General features: G+C 72.7%; 25 protein-coding genes. 17 read left to right on the top strand and 8 right to left on the bottom strand.

The window, feature by feature from the left end; translation table 11 throughout:
- The first annotated feature begins 123 nt into the window (after window positions 1-123).
- The 5 genes from SMD20_RS26530 to SMD20_RS26510 all read left to right on the top strand — a co-directional run bounded on the left by SMD20_RS26530 (window position 124) and on the right by SMD20_RS26510 (window position 3234).
- Entirely contained in the window at window positions 124-795 is a 672-nt protein-coding gene (locus SMD20_RS26530) for a hypothetical protein (RefSeq protein WP_329585956.1), read from the top strand.
- A complete protein-coding gene (locus SMD20_RS26525) occupies window positions 795-1019 on the top strand; it encodes a hypothetical protein (protein WP_329585954.1) in 225 nt (74 codons plus the stop codon). Before SMD20_RS26530 ends, SMD20_RS26525 begins: the two co-directional genes overlap by 1 nt.
- 120 nt (window positions 1020-1139) lie before the next feature.
- Window positions 1140-1637: a sigma-70 family RNA polymerase sigma factor gene (locus tag SMD20_RS26520; RefSeq protein WP_329585951.1), complete on the top strand. Its 498-nt coding sequence runs from the start codon at window positions 1140-1142 to the stop codon at window positions 1635-1637.
- 42 nt (window positions 1638-1679) lie between these two features.
- The gene (locus SMD20_RS26515) at window positions 1680-2375 is read left to right on the top strand and encodes a zf-HC2 domain-containing protein (RefSeq protein WP_329585949.1); all 696 of its coding nucleotides are present in this window, start codon (window positions 1680-1682) and stop codon (window positions 2373-2375) included.
- A 10-nt stretch (window positions 2376-2385) separates the two neighbouring features.
- On the top strand, window positions 2386-3234 hold the full coding sequence (locus SMD20_RS26510) for a PHP domain-containing protein (protein ID WP_329585946.1): 849 nt from the start codon (window positions 2386-2388) through the stop codon (window positions 3232-3234).
- On the opposite strand, the gene SMD20_RS26505 is transcribed toward SMD20_RS26510, so the two are convergent.
- Window positions 3231-3854, bottom strand: a complete 624-nt coding sequence (locus tag SMD20_RS26505) for a dienelactone hydrolase family protein (RefSeq protein WP_329585943.1) — start codon at window positions 3852-3854, stop codon at window positions 3231-3233. The two genes, SMD20_RS26510 and SMD20_RS26505, sit on opposite strands and share 4 nt — an antisense overlap.
- Window positions 3855-3935: 81 nt before the next feature.
- On the opposite strand from SMD20_RS26505, the gene SMD20_RS26500 reads away from it, so the two are divergent.
- The gene (locus tag SMD20_RS26500) at window positions 3936-4439 is read left to right on the top strand and encodes an SET domain-containing protein (RefSeq protein WP_329585940.1); all 504 of its coding nucleotides are present in this window, start codon (window positions 3936-3938) and stop codon (window positions 4437-4439) included.
- A gap of 13 nt (window positions 4440-4452) precedes the next feature.
- Here the strand turns inward: SMD20_RS26500 and SMD20_RS26495 are convergent, their stop codons facing one another.
- The 3 genes from SMD20_RS26495 to SMD20_RS26485 all read right to left on the bottom strand — a co-directional run bounded on the left by SMD20_RS26495 (window position 4453) and on the right by SMD20_RS26485 (window position 9206).
- Window positions 4453-4824: a hypothetical protein gene (locus tag SMD20_RS26495; RefSeq protein ID WP_329585937.1), complete on the bottom strand. Its 372-nt coding sequence runs from the start codon at window positions 4822-4824 to the stop codon at window positions 4453-4455.
- Window positions 4825-4927: 103 nt separating this feature from the next.
- Complete coding sequence (locus SMD20_RS26490) at window positions 4928-8368, bottom strand: tetratricopeptide repeat protein (RefSeq protein ID WP_329585933.1); 3441 nt, start codon at window positions 8366-8368, stop codon at window positions 4928-4930.
- Window positions 8369-8513: 145 nt separating this feature from the next.
- Complete coding sequence (locus tag SMD20_RS26485) at window positions 8514-9206, bottom strand: response regulator transcription factor (RefSeq protein ID WP_329585930.1); 693 nt, start codon at window positions 9204-9206, stop codon at window positions 8514-8516.
- Window positions 9207-9381: 175 nt separating this feature from the next.
- Between SMD20_RS26485 and SMD20_RS26480 the strand changes: the two genes are divergently transcribed.
- From SMD20_RS26480 to SMD20_RS26445, 8 genes are all read left to right on the top strand, one after another.
- On the top strand, window positions 9382-9633 hold the full coding sequence (locus tag SMD20_RS26480) for a MoaD/ThiS family protein (protein WP_329585927.1): 252 nt from the start codon (window positions 9382-9384) through the stop codon (window positions 9631-9633).
- Window positions 9634-9703: 70 nt separating this feature from the next.
- Window positions 9704-10369 carry an LmeA family phospholipid-binding protein gene (locus SMD20_RS26475; protein WP_329585924.1) on the top strand — a complete coding sequence of 222 codons (666 nt, stop codon included), beginning with the start codon at window positions 9704-9706 and terminating at the stop codon, window positions 10367-10369.
- Complete coding sequence (locus SMD20_RS26470; protein ID WP_442942500.1) at window positions 10362-10919, top strand: sigma-70 family RNA polymerase sigma factor; 558 nt, start codon at window positions 10362-10364, stop codon at window positions 10917-10919. Before SMD20_RS26475 ends, SMD20_RS26470 begins: the two co-directional genes overlap by 8 nt.
- On the top strand, window positions 10919-11761 hold the full coding sequence (locus SMD20_RS26465) for an anti-sigma factor family protein (protein ID WP_329592678.1): 843 nt from the start codon (window positions 10919-10921) through the stop codon (window positions 11759-11761). Before SMD20_RS26470 ends, SMD20_RS26465 begins: the two co-directional genes overlap by 1 nt.
- A 45-nt stretch (window positions 11762-11806) precedes the next feature.
- The gene (locus tag SMD20_RS26460) at window positions 11807-12151 is read left to right on the top strand and encodes a TlpA family protein disulfide reductase (RefSeq protein ID WP_329585922.1); all 345 of its coding nucleotides are present in this window, start codon (window positions 11807-11809) and stop codon (window positions 12149-12151) included.
- Between the two features lie 175 nt (window positions 12152-12326).
- Entirely contained in the window at window positions 12327-12551 is a 225-nt protein-coding gene (locus SMD20_RS26455; protein ID WP_329585919.1) for a hypothetical protein, read from the top strand.
- Complete coding sequence (locus SMD20_RS26450; RefSeq protein WP_329585917.1) at window positions 12548-13387, top strand: sulfurtransferase; 840 nt, start codon at window positions 12548-12550, stop codon at window positions 13385-13387. Before SMD20_RS26455 ends, SMD20_RS26450 begins: the two co-directional genes overlap by 4 nt.
- Window positions 13387-13686, top strand: coding sequence for a DUF1416 domain-containing protein (locus SMD20_RS26445; RefSeq protein WP_091080356.1), 300 nt, complete (start codon window positions 13387-13389; stop codon window positions 13684-13686). Before SMD20_RS26450 ends, SMD20_RS26445 begins: the two co-directional genes overlap by 1 nt.
- A 52-nt stretch (window positions 13687-13738) precedes the next feature.
- Here the strand turns inward: SMD20_RS26445 and SMD20_RS26440 are convergent, their stop codons facing one another.
- Window positions 13739-14287 (bottom strand): helix-turn-helix domain-containing protein, encoded by a 549-nt coding sequence (locus SMD20_RS26440; RefSeq protein WP_329585912.1) that lies wholly within the window; start codon window positions 14285-14287, stop codon window positions 13739-13741.
- Between the two features lie 128 nt (window positions 14288-14415).
- On the opposite strand from SMD20_RS26440, the gene SMD20_RS26435 reads away from it, so the two are divergent.
- Window positions 14416-15717, top strand: coding sequence for a hypothetical protein (locus SMD20_RS26435; RefSeq protein WP_329585909.1), 1302 nt, complete (start codon window positions 14416-14418; stop codon window positions 15715-15717).
- Here SMD20_RS26435 and SMD20_RS26430 read toward each other — a convergent pair.
- The 3 genes from SMD20_RS26430 to SMD20_RS26420 are packed head-to-tail and all read right to left on the bottom strand — an operon-like array spanning window position 15704 to window position 17938.
- Complete coding sequence (locus tag SMD20_RS26430) at window positions 15704-16624, bottom strand: hypothetical protein (protein ID WP_329585907.1); 921 nt, start codon at window positions 16622-16624, stop codon at window positions 15704-15706. The two genes, SMD20_RS26435 and SMD20_RS26430, sit on opposite strands and share 14 nt — an antisense overlap.
- Window positions 16625-16631: 7 nt before the next feature.
- Window positions 16632-17279, bottom strand: coding sequence for a hypothetical protein (locus SMD20_RS26425; RefSeq protein ID WP_329585905.1), 648 nt, complete (start codon window positions 17277-17279; stop codon window positions 16632-16634).
- Entirely contained in the window at window positions 17276-17938 is a 663-nt protein-coding gene (locus tag SMD20_RS26420) for a hypothetical protein (RefSeq protein ID WP_329585902.1), read from the bottom strand. The genes SMD20_RS26425 and SMD20_RS26420 overlap by 4 nt, the downstream gene beginning before the upstream one ends.
- Window positions 17939-18106: 168 nt before the next feature.
- On the opposite strand from SMD20_RS26420, the gene SMD20_RS26415 reads away from it, so the two are divergent.
- Both SMD20_RS26415 and SMD20_RS26410 read left to right on the top strand, forming a co-directional pair.
- The gene (locus tag SMD20_RS26415) at window positions 18107-20044 is read left to right on the top strand and encodes a hypothetical protein (RefSeq protein WP_329585899.1); all 1938 of its coding nucleotides are present in this window, start codon (window positions 18107-18109) and stop codon (window positions 20042-20044) included.
- Window positions 20045-20124: 80 nt separating this feature from the next.
- Window positions 20125-23127: an ATP-binding protein gene (locus SMD20_RS26410; RefSeq protein WP_329585896.1), complete on the top strand. Its 3003-nt coding sequence runs from the start codon at window positions 20125-20127 to the stop codon at window positions 23125-23127.
- Window positions 23128-23157: the final 30 nt, after the last annotated feature.

Below are 23157 nucleotides of genomic sequence, written 5' to 3'. Positions count from 1 at the left end.
AGTCGGCATGCCATTGAACCGGGGGTCGCCGCAGGGCGTACCACGTGGCGGACGACGGCGCCCCCGGAGTTCCGGAAGGCGCCTGACCTGGCCTGATCACCTGTGACGGGGGATGCGATGGCGATGGACTTCCACGCATGGAGCGGCGGCCTCGCGCTGCAGCCGCGCGACTACCTTGCGAGCGGCCGGCCGCTCCTCGACGTCGTACGGGCCGCCGGCCCCTTCCGGGGCGAGACGCTCCACGAGCTCGCGCTCGGCACCGCCGCCACCATGGCGAGGCTGCACCTGGCCGGCATCGCGGGGCTGCGGCTCGGCCCGGACAACGTGCTGATCGGCCGGTACGGGCAGGCGCTCTTCGCCCCCGGGCCGCGCGACAGCGAGTTCCCTTCGCACGACGTGCGGGCGTGGGCCGAAGTGATGATCTTCGCGGCCACCGGGACGGAGGCGGGGCAGGGCGGGGAGCCCGGCCTCGACCGGCTGACGCCGGCGCTGCGCACGCTGATCGACGAGTGCCGCAGGCCGGACCCGGACGCCCGGCCCACGGCGGCCGAACTGGTCGCCGTCCTGCTCGGCCGGCCCGCCCCTGGTGGCCGCGCCCAGGTCGAGCGGCTGCTGCGCGAGGCGGAGAGCCGGACCTCGCCGTACCGGCCGCCCGCGTACGAGGAGACGCTGATCAGCACGCCGCGCTGGCGGCGGCCCGCCTTCCTCGCGGGCGTCGTGCTCGGCCTGGCCGTGGTCGCGCTGCTCGCGGGCGCGGTCGTCCTGGTCTCCTCGCTGGCCGCGGGAGGCGTGTGATGAAGGATCTCGGGCTCGGCGTGCTCGTCGGCATCCTGCTCGGCACCGTGGTGGCGTCGCTGGCGCTCGCGCTGTCCGACCTGCCGTCGGCGCGGGCGGCGGGGACGTCGGCAACCCGGACAGCGGAAAGCTTCACGGCCGCGCCGCCGTCTCGGGGGACCGGCGAGTTTAACCTGATTTATCAATTAAATCTGGCTGTCGGGCGAATAGAGCGAAGCGCCTGACCGCGCTCCCGCCCCTGGCTAGAGTGATAAATCCCCATATCGGCGCGATATGCATTGGTATCGCGTAGTGCGCGAGGAGCCCGCCCCCTTGTGAGGAATCACCGCGTAACCGAAGACGCCATGGTCCGAGCCCTTTACCGCGAATACGGCACCCCCCTGATGGCCTTCGCCGTCCGGCTCACGGGCGGCGACCGGCGCTGGGCCGAGGACGTCGTCCAGGAGACCCTGGTCCGCGCCTGGCGCAACCTCCCCGACCTCCGTACCGACTCCGGCTCGCTCATGCCGTGGCTCGCCACCGTCGCCCGCCGGGTCGTCATCGACGACCGCCGCCGCTCCGGCACCCGCCCCCTGGACACCGTCGAGGAGATCCCCGAACGCGCCCAGCCCACCCCCGCGGACGACGACCGGCTGCTGCGTGAGATCGTCGTGACGGACGCCATGCTCTCGCTCTCCCCCGCGCACCGCCAGGTGCTCACCGAGACCTTCCTGCTCGACCGCTCGCTGGCCGAGGCGGCCGAGACGATCGGCGTGCCGATCGGAACGATCAAGTCCCGCGTGTACTACGCCATGCGGGCCTTGCGCGTCGCATTGGAAGAAAGGGGGGTGATGCTGCCATGAGAGCGCCGGCGCGTCACAGTATGGAGTGGGGGTGGTGACACCATGACCGAGGTTCAACACGAGGACGTCGCCGCGTACGCGCTGGGCCTGCTCGACGAGGGGGAGCGGGCGGCGTTCGAACGCCACCTGGCGGGCTGCCCGAGCTGCGCCGCCGAGGTCGGCATGTTCGCCGAGATGGGCGAGCTGATCAAGGGCGTGCATCCCGACGACCTGCTGCCCAGCCCGCCCGACCCACAGGTCGAGTCGCTGCTGGTCCGGCGGGCCGCGGCCGAGCGCCGCCGCAGGGGGCTGCACCGTACGCTGACGGCCGCCGCCGCGTGCGTGCTGATCGCGACCGGCGTGCTGCTGGCCGTCCGGTCGTTCGCCGCGGGGCCCAATCCGGACAGCGTCCACAGCCCGGCCGCGGCGCTGCTGATGACCGGGAAGACCTACAGCGAGACCGACCCGGCCAGCGGCGTCACCGCCGTCGTCGGCCTGGAGGACAAGGGCTGGGGCACCCACGTCGCGCTGCAGCTCAAGGGCGTGAAGGGGCCGCTCCAGTGCCGGCTGCTCGCGGTGGGCGACGACGGCCGCTCCGAGGTCGTGGCGAGCTGGGGAGTCCCCGGCAAGGGCTACGGCGTGCCGGGCGCGCCCGACGCGCTGCTGCTGCACGGCGGCACGAGCCTCACCCAGGACCAGCTCAACCACTTCACGGTCGAGACCTTCGACGGCCGTACGCTCGCCTCGATCGCGGTCTGACCCGGCCGTCATGCGCATCGACCTGCACAGTCACAGCAACGCCTCCGACGGCACGCAGCCGCCGGCCGACGTCGTGCGCCGGGCCCGCGAGCGCGGACTCGACGTGCTCGCGCTGACCGACCACGACACCGTCGCCGGGCACCGGGAGGCGGCCGCCGCGCTGCCCGGCGGGCTGACGCTGGTGCCCGGCATGGAGCTGTCCTGCCGCCGCGGCGAGCAGAGCATCCACCTGCTCGCCTACCTCTTCGACCCGGCCGAGCCCGAGCTGCGCGCCGAGTGCGTACGGCTCAGGGAGGCCCGCGAGACCCGCGCGCGGCTCACCGTCGAGCGGCTGGTCGAGCTGGGCGTGCCGGTGACCTGGGCGCAGGTGACCGAGCTGGCGGCGGGCGGCCCGGTCGGCCGGCCGCACATCGCCCGCGCCATGGTCGCCGCCGGGGCGATCGCCGCGCCCGACCTGGCGTTCACGCCGGAGTGGATCGGCACGGGCGGCCGCGCGAACGTCAACCGGTACGCGCTCGACCCCGGACAGGCGGTCCGGCTCGTACGCGCCGCGGGCGGCGTCCCGGTGCTCGCGCATCCCAAGGCCGCCCGGCGCGGCCCCGCCGTGCCCGACGAGTGGATCGCCGAGCTGGCCGAGGCCGGGCTGTTCGGGGTGGAGGCCGACCATCTCGACCACGACGGGCCCGCCCGCGACCGGCTGCGCGGCCTGGCCGGCGAGCTGGGGCTGGCCGTGACCGGCTCCAGCGACGACCACGGCGAGCTGACCGGCCACCGGCTCGGCTGCGAGACCACGGACCCCGAGGTCTACGAACGCCTCGTCGCCGAGGCCACCGGCGCCGCCCCGATCAGCGCACGCTAGACGGGTGCGCGGCCCGTGCGCGGCGCCGCGAAGTGCGTGACGAACCAGGCGCGGGCCAGGTCCGCGACCGCGTCCAGGGCTCCCGGCTCCTCGAACAGGTGCGTGGCGCCGGGCACGATCGTGAGGCGGCACTCTGCCTGCAGCCGCTGCTGGGCCTCCTGGTTCAGCTCGATCACGACCGGGTCCCTGCCGCCGACGACGAGCAGCGTGGGCGCGCGCACCGCCGCCAGCCGCGGCCCGGCCAGGTCGGGCCGGCCGCCTCGCGAGACGACGGCCGCGATGTCGTTGCTCGGCTGGGCCGCCGCCCAGAGCGCGGCCGCCGCGCCGGTGCTGGCCCCGAAGTAGCCGATCGGCAGGCCGGCCGAGTCCGGATGCTCCCGCGCCTCGCGGGTGCGCTCCAGCAGGCGTTCCGCCAGCAGGCCGATGTCGAACACGTTCGCCCGGTCGGCCTCCTCCTCGGGCGTCAGCAGGTCGAACAGCAGCGTCGCCAGCCCGGCCTCGTTGAGCGCGCCGGCCACGTACCGGTTGCGCGGGCTGTGCCGGCTGCTGCCGCTGCCGTGCGCGAACAACACCAGCCCCTGAGCGGCGTCAGGGACGACCAGATCACCCTCCCCGGACACGCGCAACACCTCCCCCTGGCAGCCCGCTACCCCGGCGGGTCTCCTCTATCCACCCGCCCCCGGCTCCTCCACGCTGGTGCCATGCCTGAGACTCCCGCCCCGCACTGCCTGCTGCATCCCGCCGTCGAGGTACGGCCGTCGCCGATCGCCGGCGACGGCCTGTTCGCCATGACCCCGCTGCCCGCCGGGACCGTCGTCTCCCGCCTCGGCGGGCGGCTGGTGACCTGGGACGCGCTGCGGGAGCTGCTCGCCGACCCCGCCGTCCCGTACGTCGACACGGTGGCCGTCGGCGACGACCTGCATCTGGTCCTGCCGCCGGGCAGCCCGAGCGGCAAGGGCAACCATGGCTGCGACCCCAATCTGTGGTGGAGCGCCCCTTACACCCTCGTCGCCCGCCGCGACGTGAGACGGGGGGAGGAGCTGACGCTGGACTACGCGACCTGCACGAAGGCGCCCGGATTCGTGCTGGAGTGCCGGTGCGGCGCCCCGCTGTGCCGGGGACGGGTGACCGGGGAGGACTGGAAACGGGCCGACCTGCGCGAGCGCTACGGCGATCACTGGTCGTTCCCGCTGGTCGTGGGGTGACCCGCGCCCGGCGTCAGCGCAGCAGCAGTGCCGTCACGAACTGGAGGAGGTGCCAGGCGCCGTACGCCCCCGCCGCCCAGAACGCCCACTCCTTGCCCCGCCGGATCCGGGACACCCAGCGCAGCTCCTCCACCGGATCCCTGCGGGCGCGCAGCGTCCTGGTCACCAGGTGGGCGGCGTTCAGCCAGGCGAACCCGGAGACCAGGAGCAGCGCGACCGAGAGCCCGAGCAGCGACTCGGCCCCGCCGGGCACCTCCCACGGCACCTGTCTCAGCCAGGCGGCGGCCACGCCCGCGAGCAGGGCGAGGGTGATCCGCCGGTCCGTACGGGCCTGCCGCTTGAGCCACTTCAGGTCGCCGCGCCGGGTCTGGTTCTGCCGGAGCATCAGGATCACCTCCGCTGGTTCGGTCGAAGCCACCAGCGAACACGAGGCCGCCGCCGAAGATCTGCGACCTCAGCCCCCGGATTTCCCTACTTTCATCGGCGATTCACGGCAAATACCGGAGTTCTTCCACGACCCGGCCGGCCTCCTGCACGTCCCCGACCTCCTCCAGCGTCCGCGCCGCCTCCGTCAGGCACGCGACGGCCCCGTCCCGGTCGCCGAGCCGCGCCGAGACCAGCCCGAGGGCCCGCAGCGCGCAGCCGAGGTCCCGCCGCGTGCCGCACTCCTGGTGCACGTCCCTGGCCTGCCGGGCCAGCTCCAGCGCCTCCCCGGGCCGGTCCAGGTCGAGCAGGACCAGCGCCAGGGCGGTGAGCGCCGCCGCCCACCGGTCGAGGCTGCCGGCCGCCCGCTGCAGCTCGACGGCCTCCGTCGCCGGGCCGAGCGCCTCCTCCGCCCGGCCGGCCGCGTGCCTGGCCTGCGCGACCGACAGCAGCGCGCTGGCCCGGTTGTCGCCCAGCTCCTCCCTGATCGCCAGCGACGCCCGCGCCGCCCGCACCGCGGAGGCGTGCCGGCCGAGCGACAGGTACGTGTACGCCAGCGTCTCCTGCACGTCCGCCTCGGCCCGCCGGTTGCCGGTGCCCTGCACGATGTCCAGCGCCTCCAGCGCGTGCACGAACGCCACCTGCGGCTGCCCCTGCCGCCGGCGCACCCGGGCCAGCCGGTTGAGCGTGCGGGCCTCTCCCGGCGCGTCGTGGATCACCCGGCTGATCGCCAGCGCCTGGTTGAGATAGTCGTCGGCGCGCAGGTAGTCGGCCAGCCGCCAGTACACGAGCCCGATGTCGGCCAGCGTCTCGGCCTTGCCCTGCTCGTGGTGGAGCTCCACCTGCACCGCGAGCGCCTGCTCGTAACAGGCCAGGGCCTCGTCGTAGCGGGAGCCGTTGCGGGCGACGCGGCCGAGCGCGCACAGGGCCCGGCCGCTGCCGTGGTGGTCGCCGGCGGCGGTGTAGCCCGCCAGCGCCCGTTCGGCGTCGCGCCGGGCGTCGTACGGCAGGCGCAGCAGGTCGTAGATCTCGGCCAGGCAGAGCAGGGTCTCGGCCTCGGCCTGTTCGTCGCCCAGCTCCTGGCAGATCGACAGCGCCTCCAGGCCCTCCGACAGCGCCGCCTCCGGCTCGCCGAGGTCGCGCTGGACGCGGGCCAGCAGGATCAGGCTCTGCGCGGTGCCGCGCCGGTCGCCCAGCTCCGTGCGTACGGCGAGGGCCTGGCGGGCGTGTGCGAGCGCCGGCTCGTAGCGCTCCTGCGACAGGTGCAGCCGGGACAGCGTGTGCAGGCAGCTCGCCACGCCGGTCCGGTCGCCGATCTCGCCGTACAGGTCCAGGGCCTCGCCGGCGCGGCGCAGCGCGTCCTCGACCTTGCCCGCGATGCCGTACACCTCGGCCAGGTCGATGAGCGCGCGGGCCCGGCCGACGTCGTCGCCGAGCGAGGTGTACTCGGCGAGCGCCTCGCCGATGAAGCGGGCGGCCAGCGTGGACGGGCCGATGTCGCGGTGGATGGAGCCGAGGTTGCCGCGCATGAGCGCGATCGCCCGCCGGTTGCCGACCTGGAGGGCGGAGGTGAGGCCGGACTGCTGGATCTCCAGGTTGTTCTCGTAGAAGCGGAGCCGCCTGAACGGCGCGAACACCGCCTCGGCCAGCCGCCACGCCATCCCGTACGCGCCGCTCTCCTCGGCCAGCCGCACGGCCGACACCAGCGAGCGCCGCTCGGCCTCGAACCACTCGCGCGGCGTCGCCGGATCGCCGGCGACCGCCAGGTAGTGGTCGAGCAGCCGCGCCCGCGCCTCGCGCACGCCCGCCTCCGCGTGCCGGCCCAGCTCCCTGGCCAGCCGCTTGACCAGGTCGTGCACCCGGTAGCGCGGCCCCGGCAGCGGCTCCACCAGGTAGGCCCGGTGCAGCCCCTCGACCGCCGCGACGGCCTCGGCCACCGGCACGCCCAGCGCGGCGGCCAGCACCTGCGGGGTGAAGTCGCGCCCCGGCAGCAGCCCCACGTGCCGGAAGGCCCGCCGCCGCGCCGGGGTCAGCGACTCGTACGCGAGGTCCAGCGCCGACCGGAACGCCTCCTCGGGATCGCCCACCAGCACCCGGCCGGGCCGGCGCAGCTCCTGGATCCGCTCCCCGACGCTCATGCCGGGGTTCTCGGCCAGCTTGGCGGCCGAGATGCGCAGCGCGAACGGATGGTAGGAGCACACCCGGGCCAGCTCGGCCAGCGCGTCCCGGTCGGCCGCCCGCGGCGAACCCTTCCCGAGCACCCCGACCAGCAGCGCCACCGCGTTGCCCGGGTCGAGCACGGGCAGGTCCATGAGGTCGGCGTGCCCGGTCGCGCGCAGCGGCGCCATGCGGGTGCGGCTGGTCACCAGCACCACGCAGTCCTTGCCGCCCGGCAGCAGCGGGCGCACCTGGGCGGCGTCGGCGGCGTTGTCGAGGATGAGCAGCAGCCTGCGCCCGGCCGTCCGGCTGCGGTAGAGCAGCATCAGCTCGGCCTCGTCCGCGGTCGGCTCGCCGACGCCGAGCGAGCGCAGGATCTGGCCGAGCGCCTCGACCGCGCTCATCGGCGGCTGGCTGGGCGACTGCCCGCGCAGGTCGATGACGATCTGGCCGTCGGGGAACCGGCCGGCGTGCAGGTGCCCCCAGTGCGTCACCAGCGCGGTCTTGCCGACGCCGGGCAGGCCCTGCACGACCATGGTGCCGGTGCGGCGGGGCCGGTCCAGCCAGGCGGTGAGCAGGTCGAGGCTCTGCTGGCGGCCGGTGAAGTCGGGCACGTCGGCGGGGAGCTGGCGGGGCTTCGGCAGCTCGCCGACCGGCAGCGGCTCCGCCGGCGCGCCCGGCCGGGTCAGGAACGGGGTCACGCGGCCGGTGAAGGGCGCCGACAGGTGCTCCCAGTCGCCGGCGGCGGCCCGCAGCGCGGGCGGGTCCGCCACGCGCAGCCGCCGGTAGCCGGGGCGGACCAGCCAGCCGCGCCGCGTCCACTGCTGGAGCTGGCGCTGCACGACGTCGGGGGAGCTGCCGACCAGGTCGGCCAGGGTCTCCATGGACAGCGGCGGCGCCGACTCGGAGGCGAGCCCGTACCGCTCGTCGAGGTGCAGCAGCCACACCGCGAGCCGGGCGGCGACCGGGGCGCGGGACAGGGCCTCGTGCCTGCGGGCGGCGACGTTCCTGGCGAACAGCTCCTGCACCAGCGCCGTGGCCACGGCGGGGCCGGCGGCGGCGTGCTCGCGCAGTCGCCGCAGGTCGATCGGCCAGGCCCGCAGTTCGGTCAGCGCGTCCACCCTCACACGCTCGGCAGGGCTCCAGAAGGCCAGCTCGCCGATCAGGTCACCGTCACCGCGCAGGTCGTGGAGGCATTCACGGTCGCCGCCAGGGGTGTATTCGCGGGCGTAGCCGTAGTCGATGACGTAAACGTGATGAGGGGCCCGTAACGGGGAGCAGATGGTCTCGTTACGCCGGAACACGCGCGGCCGGGCGCCCTCGTCCACCAGCGACCTGAACGACTGCACCCCGACACCACCCATCGTCGGACGGCGGTGTCCTCGGCCTGACACTTGTTGAACGGATTGACCACCAATGTGTCACATCGGGCGGCCCCGCTGTCAATGCCCCGCTGTCAATGCCCCGCTGTCAATGCTGGGCGGGCGATCCCGTTCAGACGGTCGCGGTGTCGGCCCGGTCGGGGACGAAGCGGTAGCCGACGTTGCGGACCGTTCCGATCAGGGATTCGTACTCGGTGCCGAGCTTGGCGCGCAGCCGCCGGACGTGCACGTCGACCGTGCGGGTGCCGCCGAAGTAGTCGTAGCCCCAGACCTCCTGGAGGAGCTGGGCGCGGGTGAAGACCCTGCCCGGGTGCTGCGCGAGGTATTTCAGCAGCTCGAACTCCTTGAAGGTGAGGTCGAGCACCCGGCCGCGCAGCCGGGCGGTGTAGGTGGCCTCGTCGATGGCCAGGTCGCCGCTGCGGATCTCGTCGGGCACGTCCTCGGCGGCGGCCTGGCTGATGCGGCCGGTCGCCATGCGCAGCCGCGCCTCGACCTCGGCCGGGCCGGCGCTGTCGAGGAGGACGTCGTCGACGCCCCATTCGGCGGTCATGGCGGCGAGGCCGCCCTCGGTGACGATCACGAGCAGCGGGCAGTCGATGCCCGTGGTGCGGATCAGCCGGCACAGGCTCTTGGCCTGGACGAGCTCCTTGCGCGCGTCGACGATGACGGCGTCGGCGGGCGGGGTGTCGATGAGCGCGGACGCCTCCGCGGGCGCCACGCGGACCGAGTGGAGCAGCAACCCCAGCGCCGGGAGCACCTCGGACGACGGCTCGAGGGCGTTGGTCAGCAGGAGCAGATTGCTCATTACGGCCTCCTCAAACACGCAAGGACCCGGGGGCTACGTCGCCCAGGTCCTGTGAGTGAGGATATCCCACGAGTAAGACCCGTCCATTGCGGGTCCACCAGGTGAACAGCGCGTCTCGTGAAACAACCTTGTTAAGGAAGACGCACAATGGTTCGGCAAGGATTGTGAGGATCAAATGGGCACAGGCAAAATACGGTATTGGGCCGCGGCAAAGGAAGCGGCGGGCGTCGCCGAGGAGTCGTTCGACGCGGTCACACTCGGTGAACTGATGACGAAAATCACACTGGACCGGGCCGAGCTGGCGAGAGTCGTGCGCCGCTGCTCGTTCCTAATCGACGGCGCGCCCGTGGGGAAGCGCCCGCACGACGAGGTCACACTAGGCGACGGCGTCACCGTCGAGGTGCTGCCGCCTTTCGCCGGCGGGTGATCAACCGCTTCGCGGGGGAATGAGAGGTCTCGATCGATAGGCTCGTACCCCCGCCTGCACAGGGAGCCCCATGCGCAAGCTGATCGTTTTCCTGATCGTGCTGGTCATTCTCCTTGTCGCCGTCGACCGCGTCGCGGCCGCCGGGGTCGAACGCGACCTCGCCAACCGCATCGCGGCCGCCGCCGACCTCTCCGGCACGCCCACGGTCACCATCGAGGGCATCCCCTTTCTCACCCAGGCCGTCAGCGGGCACTATCCGGAGGTACGGTTCGACCTCGGCACCCTCACCTACGGTGGCGTGCCGGTGAAGAACCTGCGGGGCGCCGCCTACGACGTGACCGCGCCGCTCGCCGACGTCCTGCAGAACAGAGCCGACATCCGGGCCGGCCGCCTGGCCGTCAGCGGCACCCTCACCAGGGCCACGATCGACAAGTACGCCCCCCGAGGCGTCAAGATCGGCGGCAACGGGCAGCGGCTCACCGCGTCGGGCGAGGTGACCGTGGGGGCGAACAAGGTGAAGTTCGACGCCGAGCTGCGGGTCTCGGTGACCGACGGGCAGATCAGGCTGCAGGCCGAGAAGATCGAGGGCGTGCCCGCGGCGCTCGCGCAGTTCGTCTCGTACTCGATCCCGTTCAAGGGCGAGCTGCCTTTCGACGTCAAGGTCACCCGGGTCAGGAGCGTGGCCGACGGGTTGGAGTTCACCGCCGAGGCGACTGACGTGCCGCTCCGTGGATGACTCTGAACCGATCGGCGCCGCCGTACGTGATGAGGGCGTGAGCGCAGCCGGGACCGCCGACGAGGAACTCGTGAAGACCCTCTTCGACGAGCACGCGGGGCCGCTCTACGGCTACGTGCTGCGACTGACCGGCGACTCGGGAAGGGCGGAGGACGTGGTGCAGGAGACGCTGCTGCGGGCCTGGCGGCATCCCGACGCGCTCACTGACCGGCCGATCAGGGCGTGGCTGTTCACCGTGGCCCGTAACCTCGTGGTGGACCAGCACCGCGCCAGGAAGGCCAGGCCGCCCGAGATCAGCGACGAGGCGCTCACCGTCGTGCCGGCCGAGGACGAGCTGGAGCGCGCGGTCGAGTCGTGGGCGGTGGCCGAGGCGCTGGCCGCGCTGCGGCCCGAGCACCGCGAGGTGCTGATGGAGGTCTACTACCGGGGGCGATCGGTGAAGGAGGCGTCGGACACGCTGGGCATTCCACCGGGGACGGTCAAGTCGCGCACCTATTACGCGCTGCGCGCGCTCAAGCTCGCGCTGGAGGAGCGGGGGCTGGCGCCGTGATGACCTGCGAGGAGGTCCGGATGTCCCTGGGGGTGCGGGCGCTCGGCGCGCTCGACCCCGAGGAGGCGCAGGAGGTCGACCGCCACCTGGCCGGCTGCGAGGCGTGCGCCGCCGAACTGCTGGAGCTGGAGGACGTCACCTCGTTCCTGGGCAAGGTGTCGGAGCGGGACGTCGAGCTGGTCGCCAGCCCGCCGCGCCAGGTGCTGGACAGGCTGCTCGACGACCGCGCCCGGCGCACCAGGCGCGGGCGGATGCTGCTGCTGTCGGCCGCGTCCGTCGCGGCGCTGGTGGTCGGCGGCGCGGTCTGGACGGCCGTGACCGGCGGCGGGCCGACCATGACCGCGGCGAGCGCGCCGGAGCGGGCGGCTTCCTCCGCCGCGTCCTCATCGGGTGCGGCCGACTCGGCCGCCACCACCGCCGAGCAGCCCGCGCCGCTCTCCGAGCAGAGCGGCGAACTGCGCGCGACCAGCGACCCGCTCCCCAGCCCGTCCGCCATGCCCACCGAGCGTCAGAAGCAGGCGGTGGCGGGCCCCGAGTTCACCGGCGAGAACGCCGCCGACGGCTACCACGCCACGATCCTGGCCTGGCCCGCCGACAACGGCGCCGAGCTGGCCGTACGGCTGCGCGGCGTGCCGGCCGGCACCCCCTGCCGGGTCCGCGTCGTCGGCGACGGCGGGCGGCGGGACGTCACCGACGGCTGGGTCGCCGGCGGCGCCGGCTTCGAGGAGCGCGACGCGTTCAAGACCACGACCGGGCTGCCGCTCGCCGACATCGTCCGCTTCGACGTGATCGACGAACGCACGGGCAAGGTGCTGGTCCGGGTCAAGGTGCCCGGCAGGTAGGCCGGGGGCGGGAAGCAATCGCGGGCCGCGCCGGTTGGACCTCACGTGACGGGTTCGTTGTCCGAGGGGGACCTCGGCGCCGCCCTCGGCGAGCGGGCGACGCTGGTGCAGTTCTCCACCGCGTTCTGCCAGCCGTGCCGGGCGACCAGGCGCGTGCTCGCCGACGTGAGCGCGCTCGTGCCGGGCGTGCGGCACGTCGAGGTCGACGCGGAGTCCCGGCTCGACCTCGTGCGCAGGCTGGACGTCACCGGCACGCCCACGGTGTTCGTGCTCGACGGCGCGGGGCGGATCGTCAAGCGGGCCGCCGGGCAGCCGCGCAAGGCCGACGTCCTGGTGGCGCTCGCAGGGGCGTTGATCCCGGAATCGTCTCATCAACCGGACGAGATGTGACAGATGGCGAGACGCCGAGTAGTGTCTTGCCTATGACCCCTTCGACAGAGCTGCTCACGAAGCGGCGCGCGGTTGATTTCTGCCGCGTGGCCACCGCGCTCTGTCGCGCTGCCTGAGGACGATCTAGCGCGGATCCGCTGATCCGCCCCAATCGACCCTTCAGGAGCATCCCGCGATGCGTGCCGACCTCCGATTGTCGCGCCTCCGCGCGCCGATCACGACCCTGACCACCGCCCTCGTCACTTCGACGGGGCGCTTCCGGGTGCCTGCGGCCGCGCGCATCCCGCCGGAGCTCCTCACGAAGATCCTCACCGCAGCCTCGGGATCCAGCCTCGGCTGCGCCACGTACCCGCATATTCGCCGTCTACTGCCCGCCGCCAACATGGAGGTTTCCCAATGAGCCGCTCCGCCGCACTGGTGGACGCCGACTGGGTCGAGGCCAACCTCGACACGCCCGGAGTCGTCATCGTCGAGGTCGACGAGGACGTCAGCGCCTACGACAGCGGCCACATCCGTGGCGCTGTGAAGATCGACTGGCGGACGGACCTGCAGGACCCGGTCCGCCGCGACTTCGTGGACAAGACCGGTTTCGAGGCCCTGCTGTCCGACCGAGGCATCTCCAACGACGACACCGTGGTGCTGTACGGCGGCAACAACAACTGGTTCGCCGCCTACGCCTACTGGTACTTCAAGCTCTACGGCCACGACAACGTCAAGCTGCTCGACGGCGGGCGCAAGAAGTGGGAGCTCGACTCGCGCGAGCTGGTCAAGGACGTCACCGAGCGGCCCAAGACCCAGTACACCGCGCAGGAGCAGGACACCGCCATCCGCGCCTTCCGCGACGACGTGGTGAACGCCATCGGCAAGCTCAACCTGGTCGACGTGCGCTCGCCCGACGAGTTCACCGGCAAGCTGCTGGCCCCGGCCCACCTTCCGCAGGAGGCGGCGCAGCGCGGCGGCCACGTGCCGACCGCCCGCAACATCCCGTGGTCCAAGGCGGCCAACGACGACGGCACCTTCAAGTCCGACGACGAGCTGCGCACCCTCTACCAGGACGCGGGCGTCGACTTCGGCAAGGACACCATCGCCTACTGCCGCATCGGCGAGCGGTCGGCGCACAGCTGGTTCGTGCTGCACGAGATCCTCGGGCAGGCGAACGTGAAGAACTACGACGGTTCGTGGACCGAGTACGGCTCGCTCGTGGGCGTGCCGATCGAGCTGGGGGAGGCCCGCTGATGACCGCACAGGGTTGCGGAGCGCCGGAGCAGACCGTGGCGCTGCCCGCAGGGATCGATCTGTCCAACCAGGCCGTGATCCAGGGCGTGGTGACCGGCACGGGCACCGCCTACGCCCGCCTGCTCGACCGCACCGGTGAGTTCACCGGCGAGGTCGTGGTGTCCGAGGACGGCGTCTTCCGCTTCTTCGCCGCCCCCGGCGACTGGACCGTCCGCATCATCGCGGGCGGCGGCGTCACCAGGGACGTGCAGGTGGAGGCCAGGCTGGGCGAGGTCGCCCAGCTCGCGGTCGCCGTCTGAGCCAAACTTCGAAAAGGCCCGCGCCGGTCTCCGGCGCGGGCCTTTTCGTGTGTCAGGGCTTGACCGGGTAGCGCATGAGCAGCGTGGCCCGGACGAGGTCGGGGCCGTGCGCGCGGTAGCCGTGGAGCACGTCGGAACGCCAGGAGATGTGGTCGCCGGGGCCGGCGGTCAGCGGCTCCTTGATGGGCCCGGCGCTGAGCGTGCCGGTGAAGACCGTCACGTGCTCGGTGACGCCTTCGTGGTGGGCGGGGCTGGTCTGGGTGAGTCCGGGCGGGACACGCACCCGGTAGAGCTCGTAGATGACGCGGTCGTCCTCGAAGACCTCCAGCAGCTCGGCCTCCATGGCGGTGCCGCGCATGATCTGCGGCTCGGGCGGCGGGTCGAGTATGGCCCCGATCGGCACGCCCAGCTGGGCGGTGATCGCCCAAAGCGTCGCGAGCGTCGGGCTGTGGGCGCCGGTCTCGACGCCCGAGAGCGCGTCCTTGCCGATGCCGGCCCGGCCGGCGAGCTCGGAGAGCGAGACGCCGCGCTCCTGACGCAGCCGCCGCAGCCGATCTCCCACCGCGCGAGGGTCGGCGTCGAACGCGGGGAGCGGTTCCATGCGCTCATGCTGCACCCGTGCTGCCGGGGTTCCTACGGGGGACTAGCGACTTGTCACCCCGGCCGCAGGCCGTCACGATTCCGAGGTTGCTGGTGCGACACCAGGGACAGGCCGCTACGATTCCACAGATGTCCGGTTCGACAGGCGTGATGGCACCACCCGCGTCCGGGCCTGCACCGGCTCAGCGGATGCCCTCGCCGTACTCGCTGCCCCTGCACGCGCTGCGCCTGGCGGGGAAGTGCGCGCTGCCCCTGATCCTCTGGTTCGCCGCCGGCGAGGCGGCCCGCTACGCGCTCGTCTACGGGGCCAGCGAGGTCGCCTACGGCGAATGGCGCCAGGTCCGCCTGGTGCTGGTCATGACGTTGCTCACGTTCATCGTCCTCGCCGCGATGGTCGTCACGACCGGGATGCTGCACGCGCTGCGCGGCGCGCTCTGGGAGATGCGCGCGAGGGCCGGGGAGGGCGTGGCGGACGAGCCGTTCTTCCGCACCCTCGACCGGGTCGCGCCGGCCTTCGCCGTCCTCTACCTCGCCTGGGGCTTCCAGACCGAGGACGCGAGGGACGTCTACCAGATGGACCTGCTCCATCACCTCGACGAGCAGATGACGGCCTCGTTCTTCGGCGAGAGCAGTGACGTCGGCCGCGGCCTGACCGACCTCGACTGGCGGGTCTCGCTCGGCGCGATGGTCGTCACCTTCGCGCTGAAGTCGCTGTTCGCCAAGGCCGTGGAGAAGGGCAAGAGCGGCCTCTTCGGGTTCCTCGGCGCCTTCTCCGAGTTCGCGTTCGTCTTCTACGGGCTGACCGCCACCGTGGCCTTCGCCGACGCCCGCGCCGAGTGGGTGGAGCATCGCAGCGTCGTCGCGGGCACCGAGGAGGTCATGGCCGCGACGAAGGAGAACGTCCCGGTGTGGGACGCGATCACCGATGTCTTCGGCGAGTACTGGCCGCTGTTCATCGACGCGGTCGCCGTGCCGCTGGCCTGGCTCACCGTGGCGATGCTCGTCTTCGGCGCCTACTCCGACGAGACCCGCGTCCTGGTAAAGGGGACCCGCCTGGAGAAGGGCGTGGAGCGGCTGGAGAGCAGCCACGACCTCACCCAGAAGTCGTTCGACCGGCTCACCGGCGGCTTCAAGGACCGCTGGCTGCCGCTCGCGAACTCGCTGCGGCTGGTGTTCAGGAGCGGCTTCCCGCTGTTCGGCATGATGTGCCTGTGCTACGTGGCCCTCTCGGTGGGCGGCGCCTACGCCCAGCGTGCCGTGGTGGCGCTCGTCGGCTCCCGCGAGGAATGGGTGTGGGTCTACCAGGACGTGCCGCTGGTCTTCCTGCGCGAGATGGTCGTGACCGTGCTGACCATGGCGCTGCTGGCGGCGACGTACGATCTGGCCGCCACCCGGGCGCGGCTGCGCGGCGAGCCGCTCAACGACGTCTGAACCGCAGCACGTACACGTCCAGGCCCAGCGCCTCCATCTTCTCCCGGTCGAACAGGTCCTCCGTCGGGGTGTCCGAGCGGTAGTTGCTCGGCTCGAACGACAGCTCGACCTCCTCGGCCACGGCCGTCGGGACGATCGCCATGCCCTGGATCCGGTAGTCCTTGCCGACCTCCATCCGTTCCAGCGGGCGGTCGCCGACGACCTCGAACGGGACCGTCCACTCGCGGCCGGCCCGGTCGCGGAGCTTCATGTCGCCGGGGTCGCCGATCATGGTGGCGGAGGCCGCGTCCACGACTCTCCTCGTGATGTCGACCTTCAGCCAGGTCACCTCGGGGCCGTGCTTGTTGCCCTCCGGGGGCTTCATGGGGGCGACGGCGGCCCGCCACTCGGTGTTGTACACCTTCCCCGGCTGCCCGGCGGGGACGACGGTCTCGATGTGGTTCAGGCCGCGGGTGATCTGCTGCTCGTAGAAGTCGTGGCGGTCGTAGAGGGTGACCGTGACGGTGAGCAGCGAGACCGCGACGGCGGCAACGGCGACGAGGAGGCGGCGGCGCGGCTTCGCCGTCCTCGCGGGGGCCTGCCCGGCGTCCGCGGGCCGGGGCGGAAGGCCCTGGGGCGGCCACGGCCGGGCGGGCGGGGCTCCGGGGACGGCCGGGATGGGCTGCGTCGAGCTTCCCTGCTGCTGGTGGCCGGCGGGCGGCCACACCTGCTGGTCCGGGTAGGGGCCCCGCATCTGCGGCCTGGGCTGCCGCGTGTCGTACGGCTGCGGCCTGGCAGGGCGGCGGGGAGGCGCGCCGGGGCCAGGCCGGGCGTGCTGCCCGGTGTAGCCCTCGGGGGCCGGAGTCCAGCCCTGCTGCTGCGGCTGCCGCTGCTCCGGCGAGAACCAGTCACGCTCGTTCGTGCTCATACGCCGATCACTTCTTGACGGTCGGGTAGACGTCCTGGGCCGAGGCCACGAGCTTGCGCGCGCCCTCGTCGTCCAGACCGAGATCGATCTCCACCTCCGGCTGGTACGGCTCCACCCACCCGACCCCCTGCGGCAGGCCGAACCGCACGCTCGCCCCCGGCAGCGCCGACGCCGGCACCTCGAAGTAGAACCGCCCGCTCACCCAGATGTCCGGCTGCACGAAGGTGTTGGACAGCGTGACGGACCTGTCCACCCGGTCGGTGGCCTCGAACCGCTTGTCGTCGGCGGTGACCAGGACGGGCGTCGCCAGGTGGTACGGCTTGAGGCTCGATTTGGCGGAGGCCGTGAGGACGAGGAAGACGTTGTCCGTGGAGAGGGTCTTGGACGAGCCCTGGAGGGCCTTGGCGGCGGTGATCGAGTCGAGCCGGAGGGTGAACCTGCGGGCGTCGACGTCCTCGCCCTTGGAGCCGGTGTAGACGATCGGGTCGCCGACCTCGGTCTCTTCCAGCTTGAGCGTCTGCAGTGCCATCGCGCCCGCGATCAGGAGCACTCCGGCCACCACGGCGAGCAGCCGCGCGCCGAGACCGGGGCTGCGGCCGGCCGGCGGCCCGCCTGGCGCGGGAAGGGCGGCGGCGCGGGGCTCGGTGGCGGTCATGCTCCGGCCTCCTGCTTGACGGGCAACGTCACCCGCGCCTTGATCTCGGGGACGAACTTCTTGCCCACCTGCTTCGACACCATCTGCCACCGGAGCTCGGTGCTGTTGAAGCCGGACCCCTCCTCGAAGGAGGCGACGTCGATGGTGATCTTGTCCGGTGGCCGCTCGCCCTCCTTGAGCCGGTACCTGACGATGACCTGCGTCGGGACGTCCGGCTGGAGCTGCTGCGACTCGTCGCCCTTGATCAGCGCGAAGGTGAACGGCCCCGCCTCCTTGGAGAAGGCGGGGCTGATCTTGAGGAGCGAGCCCGCGAAGCTGGTCATCGTGAACGCCTGCGAGGGCTGCTCGGCCGGAATCCCGACCCGGGCGGTCTCGTCGGTCTTGTTGGTGACGTCGAAGACGAGCTCGACGAAGCGCTTGTCCTCGTCGAAGGAGAGCTCGCCCTTCTCCACCTTCACCCGTGACCCGACGAACTTGGTGGAGTACATGCCCTGGTCCAGCACCGCGCCCGCGCTGAGCGGCTCCGGGACGTCGGGAGCCTCGTCGAGCCCGCCCAGCAGAGCGGTGATGCCGAGGGCGGTGAGCGCCACCAGGGCGATGGCGGGCACCACTACCGGGCGTCTCGGCCTTGTATCGCTGCCGCCGGAGGGTTCCGTCATGGCTATGGATGGTAATAGGTATCGCTTGTACCATCTGCCGCATTGCTCCCAACGCTTCGGCCGAATTGCCGAGAAACTCTGCCGTTCCGGGGGTTGAAGCTCTTACGCTGTCACGAGGCGGGAAAGGGCGACCCGACATTGGGAGAACGATCGCGGCCGGAGGGTCACGTGGCAGACGTGCATCCCGAGCATGCCCAGCTTCAGGCTGACCGCATCTACCTGGGCTGGCAGTACCTCCTGCTGCACCCCGATCCCGGCCCTCCGCCCAAACGGCCCTCACCGGGCGAGGAGCCCGCGGCCGGGCCCGATCCCGTCCTGACCGAGCTGGGCCGCCGCGAGCAGATGCAGGAGGACATGCTCAACCGGCCGGTCCGGCTGTTCCGCGTGTTCGCGCTCGTGCTGAGCGTGCTGATCCTGGCCGTCGCCGTCGCGGGCTACCTCGACTGGTCGTTCGCGATCGTCGGGCTCGTCGCGGCCGGCGGCGTGGCGGCCATCTGCACCTTCGCCCTCATGCAGGGCGACCGGGCGGTTCGCTACCGAGCACTGGAACAGCAGGCGAGGGACCAGCGCAGGCGCCAGGAACGTGACAAGGAGCTGTTCCAGGCCCAGGAGGAGCACGCCAAGCGCTACCGCGAGTGGCAGGAGTCCAAGGACCGCCACGACCGCCAGCTCAGCTGGTACGCCGTCGCCGTCCCCGACGAGATCGACCGCATCGACGTGGCGGGCGGCACCCTGCCCGGCTGGTCCGCGCTGATCACGCTGCTCGGCGCGACCCGCCTCTACAGCGGCGGCCACCTCACCGTGCTCGACCTGTCCGAGGGCGCCATCGCCAAGGACCTCATCGAGCTGGCCCGCAAGGGCGGCGACGACCCCCTCGTGTGGGTGCTGCCGGTCGACCTGCCCAAGCTCGACCTCGGCGCGACGCTCAAGCCGGAGGCGTTCGCGGACGTCCTCGCCCACGTGGTCAGCGTCAGCGAGGAGCACCGCACCACCCGCGACCTCAGCTTCGACAACGCCATCCTGGAGCGGGTGCTGGAGGTCCTGGGCGAGAACGCCACCATCAGCCAGGTCACGGCCGCGCTGCGGGCGCTCGCGCAGGTCGGCGACCCGCGCGACGACCTGCGCTTCGGGCTGCTCACCGCCACCCAGCTCGAACGCATCGGCACGCTCTTCGGGCGCGGCGTCAGCGACCGCGTGGTGATCGAGCGGGCCTGGGCCCTTGAGTCGCAGCTCCGCAAGCTGGAGACGCTCGGCACCGAGGCCGTGCGGCTGCCGCCCGCCCGGCTGCGGGTGGTGAGCATGGACCGGCAGGCGGGGGTGTTCGGCAACCGGGTGCTCGGCACGTACGTGGCCACCGCGCTCACCCACATCCTGCGCCAGTCGCCCGCCTCCGACCGGCCCTGGTACCACACGATCATCGTGGCGGGCGCGGACAAGCTCAGGGGCGACGTGCTCGACCGGCTCATGGACGCCTGCGAGACCTCCCGCACCGGGCTCGTCCTGACCTACCGCTCGCTCACCCCGACCGTGCGCGAACGGCTCGGCAGAGGGCACGCGGCGGTGGCGTTCATGCGGCTCGGCAACGCCGAGGACGCCCGCGTCGCGAGCGAGCACGTCGGCACCGAGCACCGCCTGGAGCTGGCCCAGCTCACCGAGACCATCAGCGCGTCGCTGCCGGGGCTCAACGGCGGCTACACCTCCACGGTCTCCCAGGTGGACGACGAGCGCGAGCTGCGCGACGAGAGCGAGGCCGACCTCGCCGAGGACATCACCGAGTCCACCGAGTGGGGCCGCACCGCCGACAAGATCTCCGAGAAGGAGCGCGTGCTCCAGCGCTCACGCGAGTTCCTGGTCGAGCCGCACGAGCTCCAGCAGCTCCCCACGACCTCCGTCATCGTCACCGACGCCACGGCCACCGGCCGGCGGGTCCGCCTCGCCGACGCCAACCCCGCCATCCTCACCTTCCCCAAGACCACGCTCGGCCAGCTGGAGGACGTGCGCGAGGCCGTGCTCGCGCTCGACCCCCACGCCGCCGACGGGGAGGAGCCGCCGCCCAACCTCGGACCGCCCCCGCCACGGCTCGACTGGCGAAAGGGCCGGGCATGACCGGGTAATGACATGGTCAATGTCAAGGTGACGAGCTGGCGGTTGCTGGAATTTGGCGAAGAACCGTCTCTGGGGGATTGATGATGCAGCCGAGCGTCTCGCTGAGCGGGCCCTGGTATCGAATCCAGTCGATCGCCGCGCCCTCGCGAAGCTCGTCGGCGGAGTGGGACTTCGTCACCGTGCTGCCCGCCGTGTTGTCGGCGGCGCAGCGCGACCGGCCGTTCGTCATCGGCTGGCTGTCACGGGGATCCGGCGCGCCGCTCGAACTCATCACCAACGCGGGCCCGCTGTCGCCGCCGCGCCAGCCGCGCCGCGCCACCGACGTGCCCGACCGGCCGAGGGGGCCGCAGCCGCTGCTGTTCCCCGGCGGGGCGCGCGGGGTCCAGCTCTCCGACGAGTACCTCGCCGACCTGGCTGACCTCGTGTGGGCGCCCTGCCCCGGGCGGCAGGCGCCGCCGCTGGGCGGCCGCGAACGCCACGCCGACCACGACGAGCTGACCCGGCCCACGCTGTTCGAGGCGACCCTGGTCACGCTGATGTCGCGGCCGTTCGCCTGGCTCGTCGTGGCCGAGCCGACCGACCTGCTGGACGCCGAGGTGGCCCACCTGCGCACCCAGCTCAACGTGCTGCGCCAGTACGGCGACGCCTCCGAACGCTCCCGGTTCGACGCCGAACGGGCCGAGCGGCGCATGCAGGAACTCGACGCCTTCCGCGAGGCCGGGCTGTGGAACGTGCGGGTGCTGGCCGGCGCCGCCACCGCCGACGAGCTGCGGCAGCTCGCGCCCGTGCTGGTCGGGTCGGTCGAGATGAGCCATCACCCGTACCGGCTGCGGAGCTCGCACGGGGCCGCGTACTCGCTGGCGGAGTCGCTGGCCGTCACCGTGCAGGACCCGGCCGACGGGGCCGCCGCGCCGTTCGCCGCGACCGCGGGAGCGCTCGCCGCGCTGGCCGGGCTGCCCCGGCGCGAGGTGCCCGGCGTCCGCGTGCTCGACTCGGGCTTCTTCGACGTGACGTCCGAGGCCGACGGGGGCGAGCTGGAGCTCGGCGAGATCCTCGACGGGCAGGACCGCGCCGTCGGCACGTTCCGGGTGCCGCTCGCCACGCTCAACCGGCACGCCTTCGTCACAGGGGCGACCGGCTCGGGCAAGTCGCAGACCGTACGGCACCTGCTGGAGCAGCTCAGCCGGGCCCGCATCCCGTGGCTGGCGATCGAGCCGGCCAAGTCCGAGTACGCCGCCATGGCCGGCCGCGTCGACGAGCCGATCACCGTGATCAACCCGTCCGCGCCCGAGGGCGTGCCGTTCAGCGTCAACCCGCTCGAACCCGAGCCCGGCTACCCCGTACAGGCCCACATCGACATGATCAGGGCGCTGTTCATGGCCGCGTTCGACGCCGAGGAGCCGTTCCCGCAGATCATGTCGCTGGCGCTGCAGCGCGTCTACGAGGCCACCGGCTGGGACGTCGTCACCGGCGGCGCGGTCCCCGGCTCCAGCGTCCCGCCCAGCGTCCCCACCCTCGAACAGCTCCAGCAGCACGCCATGGACGTCATCAAGGAGATCGGCTACGGCCGCGAGGTCCAGGCCGACGTCGAGGGCTTCATCTCGCTGCGGCTGCGCTCGCTGCGCGTCGGCTCGGCCGGGCGTTTCTTCGAGGGCGGCCACCCCGCCGACATCGGCGGCCTGCTGGAACGCAACGTCGTGCTCGCCATCGAGGACGTCGCCAACGACGAGGACAAGGCGTTCCTCATGGGCACGCTGATCATCCGGATCGTCGAGCACCTGCGGATGCGGGCGCGCAAGGAGAAGTCCCACGACCTGCGGCACGTCATCGTCATCGAGGAGGCGCACCGGCTGCTGCGCGACCGCGGGCACGGGCGGGCCTCCACGCACGCGGTCGAGCTGCTGGCGGGGCTGCTGGCCGAGATCAGGGCGTACGGCGAGGGCATCGTCGTCGCCGAGCAGATCCCGTCCAAGCTCGTCTCCGACGTGGTCAAGAACACCGCGCTCAAGGTCGTGCACCGGCTGCCCGCCGAGGACGACAGGAAGCTCGTCGGCGCGGCCATGAACCTCAGCGAGGAGCAGTCCAGGCACGTCGTCTCGCTGCAGCCCGGCTCGGCCGCGGTCTTCGCCGACGGCATGGACCGGCCGCTGCGGGTCCGCGTGCCGCTCGGCGAGTCCAGGGAGAAGGTGCTGCCGGGGCCGCCGCCGCCCATCCGGGGCCGCCGCTCGGCCGCCTGCGGCGCCCAGTGCCGGGGCGGGCAGGCGTGCACGCTGGTCGAGCTGCGCGAGGCGGACGTGCTCGCCGACGCGCCGGAATGGGCGTGGCTGCGCATCTGGTGCGACACGGTCGTGCTCGCCTTCGTCAGCAACCGGCCGCTGCCCGGTGTGCCGCGCGTCCTCGCCGCGGCGTGGGGCGAGCTGCCCGCGCGGCGGCGCGAATGCCTGCTCGCCACCCTCGTCGAACGGTCGGTGCAGCGGCGCGCCTGGTCGCTGCGGAGCTGGTTCGACCCCACGCTGCTGACCGAGAAGGCGGCAGAGAAGGCCACGCGGCTGCTCGCGGGGCTGGAGGGCGGCGGCGAGCGGCCGGGGGCGTCGTGGGTGATCCCGCAGGTGCGGTGGCTGCACGAGGTGGACCGGCTCTTCCCGCACGGTCAGTCCGCCCCCGACCTGCGCAGCCCCGCCCCGCCGATGGAGTACGCCCTGTTCCGCCCGCCCCACGCCGGTCCCGGTGTTGGCGGCACCGTCAACGGGTCGCCGGACCGGGTGCACACGGAGCTGCTCGGTCACCGCGCCAAGGCGCTGCGCCACCACCCGCTGTCCATGGAGGTGGACCGCAACCGGGCGCTGGCCTGGCGGGTCATCCTGGGCGACGACGAGAACGAGGCCGTGCAGCGCGACATCACGACCGTCGCCATCGGCATCGAGGCGTCGGCCAGGATCCGGCACGTGGGGCAGACGATGGGGGCGGGGTGGCTGGAAGGCGTGCTGTCCTGGCCCCGGCGCTTCGTCCTGCCGTTCGACCACGGCGGCACGCCGGAACTCAGCTTCCCGACCCCGACCCCGGCCCCGGCCCCGGCCCTCTGACCGAGGGTGGATCGGCACGTTTTCGTGTGC

The sequence above is a fragment of the Nonomuraea sp. LP-02 genome (assembly GCF_036289125.1).
In the GTDB taxonomy this organism is placed as follows: domain Bacteria; phylum Actinomycetota; class Actinomycetes; order Streptosporangiales; family Streptosporangiaceae; genus Nonomuraea; species Nonomuraea bangladeshensis.
This window is presented reverse-complemented; position numbering and strand designations above follow the sequence as displayed.